The sequence below is a fragment of the Variovorax sp. P1_G12 genome (assembly GCF_056405555.1).
Genome location: NZ_JBFUBW010000005.1, coordinates 34279 through 50816, shown reverse-complemented (window position 1 = coordinate 50816; position 16538 = coordinate 34279). Strand labels below are relative to the sequence as shown.

At 70.3% G+C, this 16538-nt stretch carries 15 protein-coding genes; 11 read left to right on the top strand and 4 right to left on the bottom strand.

What is annotated here, in order from left to right:
• The first annotated feature begins 88 nt into the window (after positions 1 to 88).
• The 3 genes from AC1D2O_RS07300 to AC1D2O_RS07290 are packed head-to-tail and all read left to right on the top strand — an operon-like array spanning position 89 to position 4427.
• Positions 89 to 1123: an inositol monophosphatase family protein gene (locus AC1D2O_RS07300; protein ID WP_478156608.1), complete on the top strand. Its 1035-nt coding sequence runs from the start codon at positions 89 to 91 to the stop codon at positions 1121 to 1123.
• Positions 1123 to 3354 (top strand): FUSC family protein, encoded by a 2232-nt coding sequence (locus AC1D2O_RS07295; RefSeq protein WP_478092750.1) that lies wholly within the window; start codon positions 1123 to 1125, stop codon positions 3352 to 3354. Before AC1D2O_RS07300 ends, AC1D2O_RS07295 begins: the two co-directional genes overlap by 1 nt.
• Positions 3354 to 4427 (top strand): mechanosensitive ion channel family protein, encoded by a 1074-nt coding sequence (locus AC1D2O_RS07290; RefSeq protein WP_478092751.1) that lies wholly within the window; start codon positions 3354 to 3356, stop codon positions 4425 to 4427. Before AC1D2O_RS07295 ends, AC1D2O_RS07290 begins: the two co-directional genes overlap by 1 nt.
• 48 nt (positions 4428 to 4475) lie before the next feature.
• Here AC1D2O_RS07290 and AC1D2O_RS07285 read toward each other — a convergent pair whose 3' ends face one another.
• Positions 4476 to 4970, bottom strand: a complete 495-nt coding sequence (locus AC1D2O_RS07285; RefSeq protein ID WP_478156607.1) for a MarR family winged helix-turn-helix transcriptional regulator — start codon at positions 4968 to 4970, stop codon at positions 4476 to 4478.
• A gap of 82 nt (positions 4971 to 5052) precedes the next feature.
• Between AC1D2O_RS07285 and AC1D2O_RS07280 the strand changes: the two genes are divergently transcribed.
• Genes AC1D2O_RS07280 through AC1D2O_RS07270 form a run of 3 tightly spaced genes read left to right on the top strand, consistent with a single transcriptional unit; the run spans position 5053 to position 8356 of the window.
• Positions 5053 to 6042: a Bug family tripartite tricarboxylate transporter substrate binding protein gene (locus tag AC1D2O_RS07280; RefSeq protein ID WP_478156606.1), complete on the top strand. Its 990-nt coding sequence runs from the start codon at positions 5053 to 5055 to the stop codon at positions 6040 to 6042.
• A gap of 20 nt (positions 6043 to 6062) precedes the next feature.
• A complete protein-coding gene (locus tag AC1D2O_RS07275) occupies positions 6063 to 7034 on the top strand; it encodes a Bug family tripartite tricarboxylate transporter substrate binding protein (RefSeq protein ID WP_478093972.1) in 972 nt (323 codons plus the stop codon).
• A 5-nt stretch (positions 7035 to 7039) separates the two neighbouring features.
• The gene (locus AC1D2O_RS07270; RefSeq protein ID WP_478093971.1) at positions 7040 to 8356 is read left to right on the top strand and encodes a sulfatase family protein; all 1317 of its coding nucleotides are present in this window, start codon (positions 7040 to 7042) and stop codon (positions 8354 to 8356) included.
• A 275-nt stretch (positions 8357 to 8631) separates the two neighbouring features.
• On the opposite strand, the gene AC1D2O_RS07265 is transcribed toward AC1D2O_RS07270, so the two are convergent.
• Together AC1D2O_RS07265 and AC1D2O_RS07260 are read right to left on the bottom strand one after the other, a co-directional pair.
• Positions 8632 to 8853 (bottom strand): hypothetical protein, encoded by a 222-nt coding sequence (locus AC1D2O_RS07265; protein WP_478088074.1) that lies wholly within the window; start codon positions 8851 to 8853, stop codon positions 8632 to 8634.
• A gap of 77 nt (positions 8854 to 8930) precedes the next feature.
• A complete protein-coding gene (locus AC1D2O_RS07260; protein WP_478156604.1) occupies positions 8931 to 9812 on the bottom strand; it encodes an EamA family transporter in 882 nt (293 codons plus the stop codon).
• A gap of 75 nt (positions 9813 to 9887) precedes the next feature.
• Between AC1D2O_RS07260 and AC1D2O_RS07255 the strand changes: the two genes are divergently transcribed.
• Positions 9888 to 10403: a MarR family winged helix-turn-helix transcriptional regulator gene (locus AC1D2O_RS07255; protein WP_478088078.1), complete on the top strand. Its 516-nt coding sequence runs from the start codon at positions 9888 to 9890 to the stop codon at positions 10401 to 10403.
• On the opposite strand, the gene AC1D2O_RS07250 is transcribed toward AC1D2O_RS07255, so the two are convergent.
• On the bottom strand, positions 10400 to 11302 hold the full coding sequence (locus AC1D2O_RS07250; protein WP_478088080.1) for an AraC family transcriptional regulator: 903 nt from the start codon (positions 11300 to 11302) through the stop codon (positions 10400 to 10402). The genes AC1D2O_RS07255 and AC1D2O_RS07250 overlap by 4 nt on opposite strands.
• A gap of 64 nt (positions 11303 to 11366) precedes the next feature.
• Here AC1D2O_RS07250 and AC1D2O_RS07245 point away from each other — a divergent pair, with 64 nt between their 5' ends.
• From AC1D2O_RS07245 to mutS, 4 genes are all read left to right on the top strand, one after another.
• Entirely contained in the window at positions 11367 to 11948 is a 582-nt protein-coding gene (locus AC1D2O_RS07245; protein ID WP_478088082.1) for a PadR family transcriptional regulator, read from the top strand.
• A 5-nt stretch (positions 11949 to 11953) separates the two neighbouring features.
• A complete protein-coding gene (locus AC1D2O_RS07240; protein ID WP_478088084.1) occupies positions 11954 to 12793 on the top strand; it encodes a siderophore-interacting protein in 840 nt (279 codons plus the stop codon).
• A 118-nt stretch (positions 12794 to 12911) separates the two neighbouring features.
• Entirely contained in the window at positions 12912 to 13424 is a 513-nt protein-coding gene (locus tag AC1D2O_RS07235; RefSeq protein WP_478088086.1) for a hypothetical protein, read from the top strand.
• Between the two features lie 519 nt (positions 13425 to 13943).
• Complete coding sequence (gene mutS, locus AC1D2O_RS07230) at positions 13944 to 16535, top strand: DNA mismatch repair protein MutS (protein ID WP_478088088.1); 2592 nt, start codon at positions 13944 to 13946, stop codon at positions 16533 to 16535.
• Positions 16536 to 16538 lie beyond the last annotated feature (3 nt).

Genomic DNA, 16538 nt, shown 5'->3' with positions numbered 1-16538 from the left:
CCCGATTCTCGCCGCCCGCATCGCCGGGCCGCTTTCCAGGGGGCCAGCGCATCAACCGATCGCCCCTTTTCCGTTCTTCACACAATTCATGTCGTCCCCCAACCTGCACCCCATGCTCAATGTGGCCGTCAAGGCCGCCCGCGCCGCCGGCGCCATCATCAATCGCGCCGCGCTCGACGTCGAGGCCGTGCGCATTTCGCAGAAGCAGGTCAATGACTTCGTGACCGAAGTCGATCATGCGAGCGAGCACGCGATCATCGAGACGCTGCTCACCGCCTACCCGGGGCACGGCATCCTGGCCGAGGAATCGGGCTCCCAGCACGGGGCCAAGGACTCGGATTTCGTCTGGATCATCGATCCGCTGGACGGCACCACCAACTTCATCCACGGCTTCCCGGTCTACTGCGTCTCGATCGCGCTGTCGGTGCGCGGCAAGATCGAGCAGGCGGTGATCTACGACCCGAGCCGCAACGACCTCTTCACCGCCACCAAGGGCCGCGGCGCCTTCATGAACGACCGCCGCCTGCGCGTGAGCAAGCGCACCCGGCTGTCCGAGTGCCTGATCTCGACCGGCTTCCCGTTCCGCACCGGCGACAACTTCAAGCAGTACCTGGCCATCATGGCCGACCTGATGCCGCGCGCGGCCGGCCTGCGCCGCCCCGGTGCGGCGGCGCTCGACCTGGCCTACGTGGCGGCCGGCTTCACGGACGCCTTCTTCGAGACCGGCCTCAACATCTGGGACGTGGCGGCCGGCTCCTTGATCGTCACCGAGGCCGGCGGCCTGATCGGCAACTTCACCGGCGAGCCCGAGTTCCTCGACCAGCGCGAATGCCTGGCCGGCGCCCCGCGCATCTACGGCCAGCTGGTGCCGCTCCTGGCCAAGTACTCCAAGTTCGCGGGCCTGGACGACAAGCTGCGCGCCAGCGACCGCGTGCGCGCGGTCGATCCCTCGGCCCACGCGGGCGACACCTACGCCCGCAGCACCATCGACGCCACGCGTGAGCCGGCGTCCGGCGACGAAGCTGCCGCCGCGGCCGCCGTGCCCGCGGCGCCGCGCAAGCTCACGCGCATCCGCCGCGAGGCGCCCGCCACGCCCGCCGAAGGCGACGCCGCCGCGAAGTGATGCACTCGCCGAGCGCGGCCGCCGTCCGCAGCCGCGCCGCGATGCGCGTGGCGCTGGGCCACTACATCGCCAATGGCATGTCGGTGGCGTTCGGGCTGCTGCTGATCTCGGGCGGCGTGCACCTGGTGCTGGGCACCCTCGCGGCCACCGCCGCCTCGGTCGGCGTCATCGTGACCGCCCCGCCCGACCTGCCCGGGCCGCGCCGCGGCAAGTTCCTGCAGATGCTGCCGGCGCCGCTGATCGGGCTGCCGCTGTTCTTCCTCGTGCAGATGCTGCATGCGGCGCCGCTGCGGCTCGGCCTGGTGCTGGTGCCGGCCACCTTCCTGGCCTTCCTCGCGATGGCCTGGGGCAAGCGCGGCATCCCGATCGCGATCGCGGTGATGTTCTCGATGATCTTCTCGATGTCGACGCCGAAGCCCGTCGACATGGCCGAGGCCGTGCAGCGCACGCTGCATTTCGGTCTCGGGGCCGGGCTCTACGTGATCTACGCGGTGCTCGCCAACCTGGCGCTCAACGCGCGCTACCGGGTGCAGGTGATGGCCGACCTGCTGCTCTCGCTGGCGGCGCTGATGCGCACCGAGGCCCGCCAGTTCACGCCGCGCGACGATTCCGGCGACATCCGCGAAGTGCCGGCCTCCCTGCTCGGCCAGTTGCTGGGCCAGCAGGCCGCGCTGGCCGACCAGTTGCAGGCGGCGCGCGACATCGTGCTCGAATCGCCGCGCACGCCGTATCGGCAGCGCCTCGCCGGCATGCTGATGACGGTGCTCGAGCTGCGCGACCTGCTGCTGGCCAGCGAACTCGACCTCGACGCGCTCAAGGCGCACCCGGGCCACGCGGCGGCGCTGGTCGAAATGCGGCGCATCCTCGAAGCGCTGGCCGACGACACCACGGCGCTGGCCGATGCGTTGCTGCTGGGACGCCAGCCCCCCGTGGTGGTCGACCGCCGCCGCGAGCTCACGGCCATCCACCTCGAACCGGAAGCCGTGCCGGCGCGCGGCTACGTCGGCCCGACGCCGGCCATGCTGGCGCGCGGGCTGGCCAGCCGCATCGGCCACATCAACGACGAGGTGCTTCGGCTGTCAGCCCTCGCCCGCGGCGACCGCGAGCCCGATCTCGCGGTGGTGCGGGCCAGCTGGCAGATGTTCGTGAGCCCGACCGAATGGTCGTTGCGGCCCTTTCTCGCGCTCTGGCGCTGGGACGCGCCGCCGCTGCGCCACGCCATCCGCGCCGCGCTGGCGATCGCGGCCGGCTACGGCATCGCGCTTGCGCTGCCCTGGGGTTCGCACGAGTACTGGATCCTGCTGACCATCGTGGTCGTGCTCCGGGGCAGCCTGTCGCAGACGCTGGAGCGGCGCAACAGCCGCGTGGCCGGCACGCTGCTGGGCTGCGTCTTCGCGGTGGCGCTGCTGTCGGCGCGTCCGTCGCCGCTGGCGCTTCTCGCCGGGATGACGCTGGCCCAGGCGATCGCCCACGGCTTCGCGGTGCGGCGCTACCTGATCACCGCGGTGGCGGCCACCGTGCTCGGACTGGTTCAGGCGCACATGCTCAACACCGGCATGAGCACCACCTTCGCGCTGTTCGAACGCGTGGCCGACACCCTGATCGGCGCCGCGCTGGCCTGGGCCTTCTGCTACGTGCTGCCGTCGTGGGAGCGCGGCCAGATCCCGACCCTGGTGGCGCGCGTGCTGGGCGCCCAGGCGCGCCATGCGCGGCTCGCGCTAGGGCTGGGCCAGTTGCGCTCGGTGGGCGTCAGCCCCGAACTCGAATGGCGGCTGGCGCGCCGCGAGGCCTACGACAGCCTGTCGGCCCTGGTGCAGGCCACGCAGCGCTCGCTGTCGGAACCGCGCGCGGTGCAGCCGCCGCTCGAGCCGCTGGAACACCTGCAGGCCCACAGCTACCAGCTGCTGGCCCAGTTGAGCGCCGTCAAGTCGATGCTGGTGCTGCGGCGCGACCGGCTCACGCCGGCCGAGATCGAAGGCCCGCTCGCGCGCACGGCCCAGCGCATCGTGGCCATGATCGGCACGGCACCGACCGGAGGCCCCTCGATGCCGGACAGCGCCCCGGCGACCACCCTGGCCGGCCGGGTTCCGCTGCCCGACCCCTTCGACAACGACGTCACGCCGTGGCTGCTGCGCCGGCTCGACCTCGCCACGGGCATTGCGGCGCAACTGCGCGACGATGCGGCACGCATCCTGCAACCCCTCTCAGAGCACAGTCCCCAGACCCCCTGATGATCCAGACACTGATCGCCCATCCGTGGTTCGGCCCCTTTCTGGCCGCGCTGCTCGCCGTGCCGCTGGCGCTGCTCGCCCACCGGGTGGCCGGGCTGGTGCTCGATCGCGTCACCCGTTCGGTGCCGGCGCTGCACGCGATGCTGCTCGCGATCAAGCGGCCGGCCCGGGTCGTGCTGCCCCTGATCGCGCTGCAGCTGGTCTGGCAGGCCGCGCCGGACGACCTGCGATTCATCGGCAATGTCCGCCATCTGAATGGGCTGCTGCTGATCGCGGTGGGGACCTGGCTCGCGGTCAGCGCGGTCAGCGGCTTCGCGCAAGGCATGGTCAAGCAGCATCCCTCGGACATCCGGGACAACCTGCAGGCCCGCCGCGTGCTGACCCAGGCGCGGGTGCTGGCGCGCACCGCCAACTCGGTGCTGCTGGTGGCGGGCGCCGCGCTCATGCTCATGACCTTCCCGGGGGCGCGCCAGGTCGGCGCCAGCCTGCTGGCCTCGGCCGGCGTGATCGGCATCGTCGCCGGCCTGGCGGCCAAGCCGGTGTTCAGCAACCTGATCGCCGGGCTGCAGATCGCGCTGGCGCAGCCAATCCGGCTCGACGACGTGCTGGTGGTCGAGGGCGAATGGGGACGGGTCGAAGAGATCACCGGGACCTTCGTGGTGCTGCGGATCTGGGACGACCGGCGGCTCATCCTGCCGCTCACCTACTTCATCGAGAAGCCGTTCCAGAACTGGACCCGCCACGACTCCCAGCTGCTCGGCTCGGTCTTCGTCTTCGCCGACTACGGCATGCCGCTGGCGCCACTGCGGGCCGAGGTCGAGCGCATCGTGAAAGCCGCGCCCGAATGGGACGGCCGCTTCTTCAACCTGCGCGTGACCGACACCACCGAGCGCACGATGCAGATCCGGGTGCTGTGCACCGCGGCGTCGTCGGCGCTGGCCTTCGACCTGCGCTGCACGGTGCGCGAGGGGCTGATCGATTTCATGCAGCGCGAGTACCCGCAGTTCCTGCCGCGGATGCGGATCGAGGGCGACGCGGCGCGACCGGCCGCTGCGGCGCAGCAGCAGCCCTGAGCCGAAGCACCCCGCGGATCGCCTTGGCAGGGAGGCGCTGCCCGCCGCTCAACCGCCGCGCCGCCCGCGGTCGGCCTTGGGCAGCACGGCCTCGCCGGCCATGCGCTCGGCGCGGGCCTGCAGGCGGCGAAGCGCATCGTCGAGCCGGCCGGCGGCGTCGGCGTCCAGCGCCTCCATCAGCCCGGCGTTGATCTGCGTCACCAACGGGAACAGCTCGTCGTACAGCCCGTGTCCGCGCGCCGTCAGGCCCAGCAGCACCTGGCGGCGGTCGCCCGCCGGGTGCGCGCGCGACAACAGTCCCTTGGCGACCAGCGAACCCACGGCCTTCGAGGTGCGGGCCCGATCGAGCTGGGCGTGCCCGGCCAGCTGCGAGGAGCTCAGCTCGCCGCGGCTGGCGAGCGTGGCGATCAGGCGCCACTCGCGCCGCGTGATGCCGAAGCGTCCCTCGCAAAGCCGGATGACCATGCTGCCGCCGACCGCGATCAGGCGCGACAGCCGGTACAGCAGCAGGTCGTCCAGGGGGCGGCGGGGCGGCGCGGTCATCTAGTGGTAAATCCTTGGAATGGTTGATTAGATCAATCGGATGCCGCGACTCTAAAGTCAATCCCAAGGAGACCAGGACCCCATGCACCACAGATTCGACCGCCGCCGCGTCCTCGCCGCCCTCGGCGGCATCGGCGGCCTCGCGTTGGCGCCGCTGGCCGGCGCCCAGGCCTTCACGCCCGGCCAGCCCATCAAGGTCCTGATCGGCGTGCCGGCCGGCGGCACCCAGGACGTGCTGACCCGCGCCATCGCGCACGAGGTGCGCGATTCGCTCGGCCCGCTGATCATCGACAACCGCTCGGGCGCCGCTGGACGCATCGCGGTCGAAGCGGTGAAGACCGCGGCACCCGACGGCCGCACGCTGCTGCTGGGCACGGCGGGCATGATGACCATGTTCCCGGGCGCCTACCGCAATCTCTCGTACGACCCGATCAGGGATTTCGTGCCGATCGTCAACGCAGCCCGCTTCGAGCTCGCGCTGGTGGTGGGCAAGGACGTGCCCGCGAACACGCTGCGAGAATTCCTGGCCTGGGCCAAGGCGCAGGGCGACGCGCTGAGCTTTGCCTCCTATGGCGCGGGAACGCCCTCGCATTTCCTCGGAGAAATGCTCAACCGCTCGGCCGGGCTCAGGATGGTCCACGTGCCGTATCGCGGCTCGACGCCGGCCCGCCAGGACGTGATGGGCGGCACCATCCCGGTGTACTTCGACACGATCGGCGGCGCCATCCAGATGCTGCCCACCGGCCGCGTGAAGGTGCTCGCAACCAGCGGCGACAAGCGCTCGCCGCTGATGCCCGACCGGCCGACCTTCACCGAAGCGGGCCTCAAAGACGTGGTCGCGACCGCCTGGTTCGCCTACTACGCGCCCCTGAAGACACCGCAGCCGATCGTCGACAAGCTGCGCGCCGAATTCACCCGCGCCGTGAATTCGCGCGAGGTGCGCCAGCAGTTGCTGCAGAACGGCATGTACCCGGTGGGCGATGGCCCCGAGGCCCTGTTGAAGACAATGCGCGAGGACACCGCCCGCTGGGGCGCCATCATGAAGGCCGTGAACTTCCAGGCCAACGACTGACCATGCACATCGGAGCACCCATGATTTCTCGCCGACTCTTCCCCCGCCTCGCCGCCGCCCTGGCACTGGGCGCCGCGGCCCTGTCTGCCCACGCCCAGGCGCTCGAGGGCGGCCCGCTGCGCATTGTGGTCGGCTATGCCGCCGGCGGTGCCACCGATCGCGTGGCCCGCATCGTCGGCGACAAGCTGCAGGCCCGGCTGGGCGTGCCGGTGATCGTCGACAACAAGCCCGGCGCGGGCGGCCGGCTCGCGGCGCAACAGGTCAAGGCGACGCCGGCCGGGCAGAACGTGCTGATGCTCGCCAACCCGGCCGTGATGGTGGTCGCGCCGCTGGTCTTCAAGGACAACGGCTACGACGCCGAACGGGATTTCGTGCCGGTGTCCCACGTGAACGACTACGAGTTCGCGCTGGCCGTGTCGACCGCGGTGCCGGTGCGCGAGCTGCCGCACCTGCTGGCGTGGATGCGCGCCAATCCGGAGAAGGCCAACTTCGGCGTGCCGGCGACCGGCAGCCTGCCGCATTTCTTCGGCCTCATGATGGGCGAGAAGGCCAAGGTGCGGGCCGAGGTGGTCGGCTACCGCGGCTCGGGCCCGCTGCTCACCGACCTGATCGGCGGCCAGGTGCCGATCGCCTTCGACACCTTCGACGTCGACCTGCCGCAACACCAGGCCGGCAAGATCCGCATCCTGGCCGTGTCAGGCGCAAAGCGTTCGCCCTTCGCGCCCGAGATCCCGACTTTCAAGGAAGCCGGCCTCGACCTGGTCGCCACGGGCTGGAACACCTTCTTCGCACCCGCGACCATGCCGAAGGACAAGGTCGAACGCCTGTCGCAGGCGATCCGCGAAGTCATGCAGGACCCGGACACCCAGCGCCGCTTCAAGGACACGCTGATGACACCGGTGGTCAGCACCCAGGCCCAGACCGAGGCCATGCTCAAGGCCTACCGGGCGCAGTGGGCGCCGGTGGTCCAGAAATCCGGCTACCAACCCTGAAAACAATGCAACGACCCAACATCATCTTCATCGTGGCCGACGACCTCGGCCATGCCGACCTCGGCTGCTACGGCGGCCGCGATGCGTCCTTCGGACCGGTGTCGCCGGTGCTCGACGGCCTCGCCGCGAAGGGCATGCGCTTCACGCAGGGCTATGCCAATTCGCCCGTCTGCTCGCCGACGCGTTTCGCGATGATCACCGCGCGCTACCAGTACCGGCTGCGCGGCGCGGCCGAGGAGCCGATCAACAGCAAGAGCCGCGGCAGCGCCACGCTGGGCCTGCCCACCGACCAGCCCACCCTGCCGTCGCTGCTGCGCGGTGCCGGCTACCGCACGGCCCTGATCGGCAAGTGGCACCTGGGCTATCCGCCGGCCTTCGGGCCGCTGCGCTCGGGCTACGAGGAATTCTTCGGCCCGATGTCGGGCGGCGTCGACTACTTCACGCACTGCGACTCCAGCGGCCGGCACGACCTGTGGTCCGGCGAGGAGGACTGCCGGCAGGAGGGCTACCTCACCGACCTGCTGTCGCGCCGCGCGGTCGACTACGTCGAACGCATGGCGCAGCAGGAAGAACCCTTCTTCCTGAGCCTGCACTACACGGCGCCGCACTGGCCCTGGGAAACGCGCGAGGACGCGGCGAAAGCGCCGGCGGTGAAGGACAACCTGTTCGACCTCGCGGGCGGCAACATCCACACCTACCGCCGCATGATCCACCACATGGACGAAGGCATCGGCTGGATCATGGCGGCGCTCGAGAAGCACGGCATGGCCGACGACACGCTGGTGGTCTTCACCAGCGACAACGGCGGCGAGCGCTTCTCCGACAACTGGCCGCTGGTCGGCGGCAAGATGGACCTGACCGAGGGCGGCATCCGGGTGCCGTGGATCGCGCACTGGCCGAAGGTGATCGGTGCCGGCGGCGTGAGCGACCAGCACTGCATGACGATGGACTGGTCGGCCACGATGCTGGACGCCGCGGGTGTCGCGGCCGATCCGGCGTTCCCGCTCGACGGCGTGTCCCTGCTGCCGGTGCTGCGCGACGCCACCAGGAGCTTCGCGCGCCCGCTGCACTGGCGCATGAACCATCGCGGCCAGCGCGCGCTGCGCGACGGCGACTGGAAGTACCTGCAGGTCGACGGCAACGAGTACCTGTTCAACATCCCGGCCGACGAACGCGAACGGGCCAACCAGGGCCACAAGGAGCCCGCCCGCCTGGCCGCGATGCGCGAGGCCTGGCTGGCCTGGAATGCCACGATGCCGGCGATTCCGCAGGACGCGACCGTGAGCCTCGGGTATTCCGTCAAGGACATGCCGGGCCGGTGACTCGCCCCCAGGTTGCCCCGCACTTCGTGTCGGGGCGCCCACCCCCTACCGGGGGCAACACCAGCGGCCTGGCAAAGCCAGTTCCGCGGTGGCACTGTTGCTCGCCCCCAGGTTGCCCGCACTTCGTGTCGGGCGCCCACCCCCGACCGGGGGCAACACCAGCGGCCTGGCAAAGCCAGTTCCGCGGTGTTTCACCAACGGGCCTGGCTGCGCCGGCCTTGGTGCGGCAACAAAAAAAGCCCCTCGCAAGGGGCTTTTTCGTGGGCCGCTGGGGCTCAGCTGGCCTGGATGCCCAGGGCCCGGCGCTGCGCGGAGGCGCGCAGGAAGTGCACGGTGCGCACCAAGGCGCGCAAGCCCGCGCCCAGGCGATTCAGGGCCGGCGCAAAGACGGACGGCTCGTCGCGGCCGATGTGGCGCACATCGTCGTTGGCCAGGTCACGCTCGAATGCGTCGGTGAACTTGGGGTTGCGGGGGAAATAGGAGGTCGATGCGGTCATGCCTGCTATTTTAGGGGTTTACCCTAGTTTTCAAGACCCCCCTGCGCAATACACCCACAGACCGGACCGGCATTTCGTCACGTTTTGCCGCCGGCATCCGGGCTGGCGGCCCATTGCACGGCCAGGATGCTGCCGAGCACCATCAGGAGGCCGACCAGCGACAGGCCCGTCATCGATTGGCCCAGCAGGGCCCAGCCCAGGATCACCGCCGTCAACGGGCTCAAGAGACCGAGGGATGACACGGCCACCGACGGCAGGCGCGCAATGCCCTGGAACCACAGCACATAGGCGAGCAAGGCGCCGACCAGCGACAGGTAGAGATAGCCCAGCACTTGCACCGCGCTCAGCGCCGGCAGCGGCGGATCGATCGCCAAGGCCAACGGCAGCAGGATCAGGCCGCCCGCCAGCAACTGCCAGCCGGTGAAGGCCAGCACCGGCACATCGGGCCGCCAGCGCCGCGCCAGGAAGGTGCCGGCGGCCATGCACGCGGCCCCGGCCAGGGCCGCCGCGATACCGACCGGGTCCCAGGCAGCGCCCGGCGACAACAGCAGCGCGGCCATGCCGAGGATCCCCAGCAGAGCCGCGCCCACGGCCAGGCGCGCAGGCCGGCGATGGTCCAGCGCCCAGGCCAGGCCCATCACCAGCAGCGGCTGGATCGCGCCCACCACCGCCGCCAGACCGCCAGGCAGCCGGTATGCGGCGACGAACAGCAACGCCTGGAAGAAGCCGATGTTCAGCGCAGAGAGCAGCGCCAGCCGGCCCCAGTCGCGCCGCGCGGGCAGCCGCCGGACAAACAGCGTCAGCAGCAGGCCGGCCGGCAGGCAGCGCAGCAACGCCGCCGTGAACGGCCGGTCCGGCGGCAGCAGTTCGGTGGCGACGATATAGGTGGAGCCCCAGATGGCGGGCGCGAGGGCGGTCAGGAGCACCTCGTTCCAGCGGATGAGTTTTTGTTCGGCCATCATCTATTTATCTTGAATTCAAGATAAGTAGCGTAGCAGATAATCTTGAACTCAAGACAACTGAGGACTTGGCGAATGGGAACGGAACGACAGCCGGACGCGGTGGACGTCATCCTGGGTCAATGGCACCGGGAGCGGCCCGACCTGGATGTCGCCCCGATGGGGCCGATCGGGCGCATCAACCGCTGCTCCGCCCTGCTGCAGCGAAGGCTGGACGAGGCCTTTGCGGCCTTCCAGCTGACCCATTGGGAATTCGACGTGCTGGCCACGCTGCGGCGCTCCGGCGCGCCCTTCCGGCTGGCGCCGACGGCCCTGTTCTCGGCGCTGATGGTGAGCTCGGGCACCATGACGCACCGGCTCAAGGGGCTGGAGGCGCGCGCCCTGGTGCAGCGCCTGCCGCACCCCGATGACGCACGCAGCATGCTGGTGCAATTGACGCCGGACGGGCTCGCGCTGATCGACCGCGCCGTGGAGGCGCATGTCGAGAACGAGCACCGGATCCTTGCCGCCCTCAAGCCTTCGGACCTGGCCGCGCTGGACGCCCGCCTGTCGCGCCTGCTCGCCGTGCTGGAGCCGATCGGCAACACCTAGAGCGGCCGCACCGGCATGCACAGGGCGCAGCTGAAGGCGCCGGTCTGCGCGTCGAGTGCCAAGTCCATGCCATAGACCTCGACCGGCGGCGCGTCGTCGGCCTGGTAGCCGCTGTCGGGCAGCCAGTCGCACAGCTGCACCCAGGCGGCGTGGATCTCGGCCGCCGTGCCCTGAAAATCGATGCAGGCGTAGCGGCCGCCGCGAAGTTCCTGGACGCCGATCTCGCGCGCGGGCCGGAAGCCGGCGTCGACCTCGATGCAGGCGTCGTAGCGGCACTGCTCCGGCGGCGTGAGGTCCGCGTTGTCATGCGCGATGCCGTACATCCGGCGGCGCGGCTGCATCAGCCCCTGCGGGTCGCACCAGGCGGCGAAGCGTCGCCAGGTGCGCGTGATGGCGGAACTGCCGTAGGGACCGACATGCCGCAGGAAGGCCACGCGGGCCGGCGCCAGGGTCTTGAGCACGACCTTGATCCGTTCGTCCCCCGCCGCCGGAGGCACCGTACGTTCGGCTTGATGGATCTTGCCGAGTTCGACGCGGCGCTGCTCGGCCCAGGCCCGGGATCCGCCCCGCCGCCATGCGGTCGGCGTCACGCCGAAGTGGGCGCCGAAGGCGCGCGTGAACACCGCCGCCGATCCGAAGCCGACGTCGAGCGCGATCGCCAGCACCGGCTCGGGCGGAACGAGCAGCAGCCGGGTCGCCGCCACCTCCAGCCGGCGCCGCCGGACGCGATCGGCCAGCGTCTCGCCGGTCATGGCCTGGAACACGCGGTGGAAATGCCAGGCCGAAAAGTGCGCCACCGAGGCCAGCGTCGCGAGATCGAGCGGCTCCGCCAGATGGCTGTCGATGTGGTCGGTCACGCGATTGATGCGTGCGACGTAGGTGTGGCGCGGTGTGCTCAAACCTTGACTCCGACTCTATTTAGATATATCTTTATAAAATCAGATATCGACATCGAGGACCATCATGCGAGCTTTCAAGGGCTTTTTACACGGCAGCCGGCGCGGTGAACACACCGACGGTCTTGGCGGCGGGCGTGCCGAAAGCGAAGCCCATCGCGGCGGCAGCCGCGGCGGCGGGGGCCGGGTCTTCGGCCACGGCGGGCTGCGCTTCGTGCTGCTGCAGCTGATCGCCCACAAGCCGAGCCACGGCTACGAGCTCATCAAGGCCATCGAGGAGCGCCTCGGCGGCCGCTACAGCCCGAGCCCGGGCATCGTCTACCCCACGCTCACGCTGCTCGAGGAACTCGGCCATGTCAGCGTCGATGCCGCCGATGGCGGCGGGCGCAAGCGCTACAGCATCACCGCCGGCGGCCTGGATTTCCTCGCCGCCAACCGTGCCACCACCGACGAGATGATGGCCCGCATGGACGGCGGCGTCGATGGCGCCGGACCGCGTGCCGGCCGGCCGCCGCAGGTGGTGCGCGCCATCGAGAACCTCAAGCTCGCGATGCGCCTGCGCCTCGCCGGAGCCCCTCTCACCGAACAACAAGCCCACGAATTCGCCGCGGTGCTCGACAGCGCCGCCCAACAGTTGGAACGCATCTGAATCTCATGACCGAAACCTCTTGCGCCACCCCACCCACCACCCCCGACCGCCTGCCGCGCCGTGTGCGCCACGACCTGCGGTTTCGCAAGCTGCAGGTGCAGACCGTGCAGCGCATCACGCCGCACCTGATCCGCGTCACGCTCGGCGGCGACGAACTCGCGGGCTTCACCAGCCCCGGCTTCGACGACCACGCGAAGATCTTCTTCCCCGACACGGCGACCGGGCGGCTCGCCGTGCCGACGGCCGGGCCCGAAGGCCCGGTCTGGCCGACCGGCCCGAAGCCCGCGATGCGCGACTACACGCCGCGCCGCCACGACCCGGCGGCCGGCACGCTCGAAATCGATTTCGCGCTGCACGACGCCGGCCCGGCCACGCAATGGGCCGAAGCGGCCCGCCCCGGCGACATGGTCGGCGTCGGCGGCCCGCGCGGCTCCTTCCTCATCCCGACCGCCTTCGACTGGCACCTGCTGATCGGCGACGACACGGCCCTGCCCGCGATCTCCCGTCGGCTGGCCGAACTGCCGCCCGGCGCCCGTGCGGTGGTGCTGGCGGAAGTCGATAGCGAGGCCGACGAAATCGCCTTCGACACGCAGGCGTCGCTCAGCCTTCGCTGGCTGCACCGTCGCGGGGCCGAGCCCGGCACGGGCGCCGCGCTGCTCGACGCCCTGCGTCAACAGGCGCTTCCCCCGGGCGATTTCCACGCCTGGGTGGCCTGCGAATCCGTCGCCGCCAAGGCGATTCGCGCCCACCTGGTGGCTGAACGCGGCGCCCATCCGAAGTGGGTCAAGGCCTCCGGCTACTGGCGCCGCGGCGCGATCGCCACGCACGAACCCCACGAGGATTGAGCCCCCCAAACGCGCTATGCCACGCGGCCGTTTGACACTCGCCGGTCAGGTGCCGAGAATTTCGCGTTTGCTTTGAACACTTAGGCATTGGAAGGCGATAGCGCCAAGGAGGCATGCCATGAGCTTCGAACTGGCGCAATGGCAGTTCTTGATTGCCCCGTTGACGGGCGTGCTGCTGCTGTTCGGCGCGATGTGGGCCTGGCGCCGGATCGCGGTGCGCCGCGAGGCGGAACGCCGCATCGAAGCCGCGCGGGTGCGATCGGGCCACGTGCCGCTGGAGATCCCGACCGTGCGCGGGGGGATCGGCCCCTCGGACGACTCCGTCCCCGACACCCTTCCCGAATGGTTCATCCAGGGCAAGGGCGAGCATGCCATCGTCGACGAAACGCCGCGGATCCGGGTCCGCTACGTCGACGCCCACGACCGGAAGGTCGAATGCACGCTGCAGGTCGATCACCTGGACCTGCAAAAGAAAGTGATCGTCGGCCACGGCGAACTGCCCGGCGATGGCCGGCGGCTGCCCCTGCACCGCATCACGTCCGCGCGCATCGCGGATTCGGGCCAGCGCTTCAACATCGACACCTGGGTCGATGCCGTGCGCGTCGCCCGCCGGCGCCGCGGCCAGGCCTGAAACGCCCCCCGGGCCGCCTTTGGGGGGCGAAGCAACCCATCGGGCCGCGGCATTGTGCCGCCTGACGCCATTTGGAGGCAATCACGGGCGATCACGGCCTTGCCCGGAGGTTTCGCCCGGTCTGCGCGAGACGGCCAACAAAGTCCGGGTTTTCCCTAATTTATGGGGACAACGCTGTGGAGAACCGTGCTGGCTTCAGCCGAGATCGTTGCCTGGCGGGGCCTGCGACACGGTGCCTCCAAAACAGGCAGTCCCTTCCCGGCGCGGAATCTACCCGCCGACCGTGCCTGGGTCGAAGCTCGGCGCCTGTGCGCGTCAACCATAATGTGCCGGCCCGGCTGCAAGCGCTTTGCAGCACGCGTCGACATGCGGCGCGAGTGCAGCCAAGTTTCGTTAGGTGTCCGCCATTTGAATCAGCCAGCCGTCGATCGTGAAAGCCCCGGTGAAATCCACGGGACTCTGAAAAAACCCCTTGCAAATCAAGGGTCTGCGAAGCCGGATGCGTCCGGACACACCCCCATGATGACCCAGTATCTGGGCCTCAAGGCGGACCATCCGGAGACGCTTCTGTTCTACCGGATGGGCGACTTCTACGAGCTCTTCTACGGCGATGCCGAGAAGGCGGCGCGCCTGCTCGACATCACGCTGACCCAGCGCGGCCAGTCGGCCGGCCAGCCCGTGATCATGGCCGGCGTGCCCTTCCACGCGGTCGACACCTACCTCGCGCGGCTGATCAAGCTCGGCGAATCGGTCGCGATCTGCGAGCAGGTCGGCGAGGTCGGCGCGGCCAAGGGGCCGGTCGAGCGCAAGGTGGTGCGGGTGGTCACGCCCGGCACGCTGACCGACGCCGAGCTGCTCAACGACAAGAGCGAATCCCTGCTGCTGGCGGTGCATGCAGGCTCGCGCAACTTCTGCGGCCTCGCCTGGCTCAGCGTCACCGGCGCCGAACTGCGGCTGGCCGAATGCCCGGCCGACGCGCTCGAAGCCTGGATCGCCCGCATCGCGCCCAGCGAGCTGCTCTACAGCGCCGAAGTCACGCCAGGCTTCGAACAGCGGCTGAAGGCCGCCCGCGGCACCTCGCCCTTCACGCTCTCGGTGCGGCCGGCCTGGCAGTTCGACGGTGGCCTGGGCGAGCGCAAGCTGTGCGAGCAGATGGGCAGCGCCAATCTGGCCGCCTGGAATGCCGAAGGGCTGACCAACGCGCATGCCGCGGCCGCCGCGCTGCTGGGCTACGCCGAGCACACCCAGGGCCGCGCGCTGTCGCACGTGCAGCGGCTCGCGGTCGAACGCGACGGCGAGCTGATCGAGCTGCCGCCGACCACCCGGCGCAATCTCGAGCTGGTCCAGACCCTGCGCGGCGAGGAGTCGCCGACGCTCTTCTCGCTCCTCGACACCTGCATGACCGGGATGGGCAGCCGGCGGCTCAAGCGCTGGCTGCTGGCGCCGCGGCGCGACCGCGGCGACGCCCAGGCCCGGCTCGAAGCCATCGAGGCACTCCAGGCCACCGCGCCCGGCGGCACTTCCGCGCCTTGGCGCACGCTGCGCGAGCAGCTCAGGAACACCAGCGACGTCGAACGCATCGCGGCGCGTATCGCCCTCGGGCAGGTGCGTCCGCGCGAACTGGTGGCGCTGCGGATGGCGCTGGCCAAGGCCGAGCACCTGTCGCCCGCATTGCCCGGCTCGGCGCCCCTGCTGGCCGAGATCGCCGGCCGGCTCGCGCCGCCGGCCGGCTGCGTCGAACTGCTGGTGGCCGCGGTCCATCCCGAACCCTCGGCCCTGGTACGCGACGGCGGTGTCATCGCCAGCGGCCACGACGCCGAACTCGACGAGCTGCGCGCCATCAGCGAGAACTGCGACGACTTCCTGCTCAAGCTCGAAGCCAGCGAGCGCGAGCGCACCGGCATCAGCAACCTGCGGGTGCAGTTCAACCGCGTGCACGGCTTCTACATCGAGGTCACGCAGAGCGCGCTGGCCAAGGTGCCCGACAACTACCGCCGCCGCCAGACGCTGAAGAACGCCGAGCGCTTCATCACGCCCGAGCTCAAGGCCTTCGAGGACAAGGCGCTGTCGGCGCAGGATCGCGCCCTGGCGCGCGAGAAGTGGCTCTACGAGCAGCTGCTCGACGCCCTCCAGCCCTCGGTGGCAGCCCTGACCCGGCTGGCCGCCGCGCTGGCCGCGCTGGATGCCCTGTGCGCCCTGGCCGAGCGCTCGCACACGCTGCACTGGCGGGCGCCGAGTTTTGTCGCCCATCCCTGCATCGAGATCGACCAGGGCCGCCATCCGGTGGTCGAGGCGCGCCTCGCCGAAAAATCATCGGGCGCCTTCATCGCGAACGACACCCGGCTCGGGCCCCAGCAGCGCATGCAGGTGATCACCGGCCCCAACATGGGCGGCAAGTCGACCTACATGCGGCAGGTCGCGATCATCGTGCTCTTGGCTTCCATCGGCTCCCACGTGCCGGCCGCGGGCTGCCGGCTCGGGCCCATCGACGCCATCCACACCCGCATCGGCGCGGCCGACGACCTGGCCAACGCGCAGTCGACCTTCATGCTCGAGATGACCGAGGCGGCGCAGATCCTGCATGGCGCCACCGCCCATTCGCTGGTGCTGATGGACGAGATCGGCCGCGGCACCAGCACCTTCGACGGCCTGGCGCTGGCGGCCGGCATCGCCGCCCAGCTGCACGACCGCACGCGCGCCTTCACCCTCTTCGCCACCCACTATTTCGAGCTCACCGAGTTCCCGGCGACGCACCATGGCGCGGTCAACATGCACGTGAGCGCGACCGAAGCCGGCCGCGACATCGTGTTCCTGCACGAGATGCAGCCCGGCCCGGCGAGCAAGAGCTACGGCATCCAGGTGGCGCGGCTGGCCGGCATGCCCGCGGCCGTGGTCAACCACGCCCGGCAGGCGCTCGAGGCGCTGGAGTCCCAGCAGACGAAGACACGCGCCCAGGTCGACCTCTTCGCGCCGCCGCCGGTGGCCGAGACGCCGCTGGCCAGCGCCGTAGAATCCGCGCTGACAGCGCTCGATCCCGACGCGATGAGCCCGCGCGAGGCGCTCGAAGCGCTCTACACACTCAAGAAACTCCAGGCGCGCGAAATCGGCTGATGG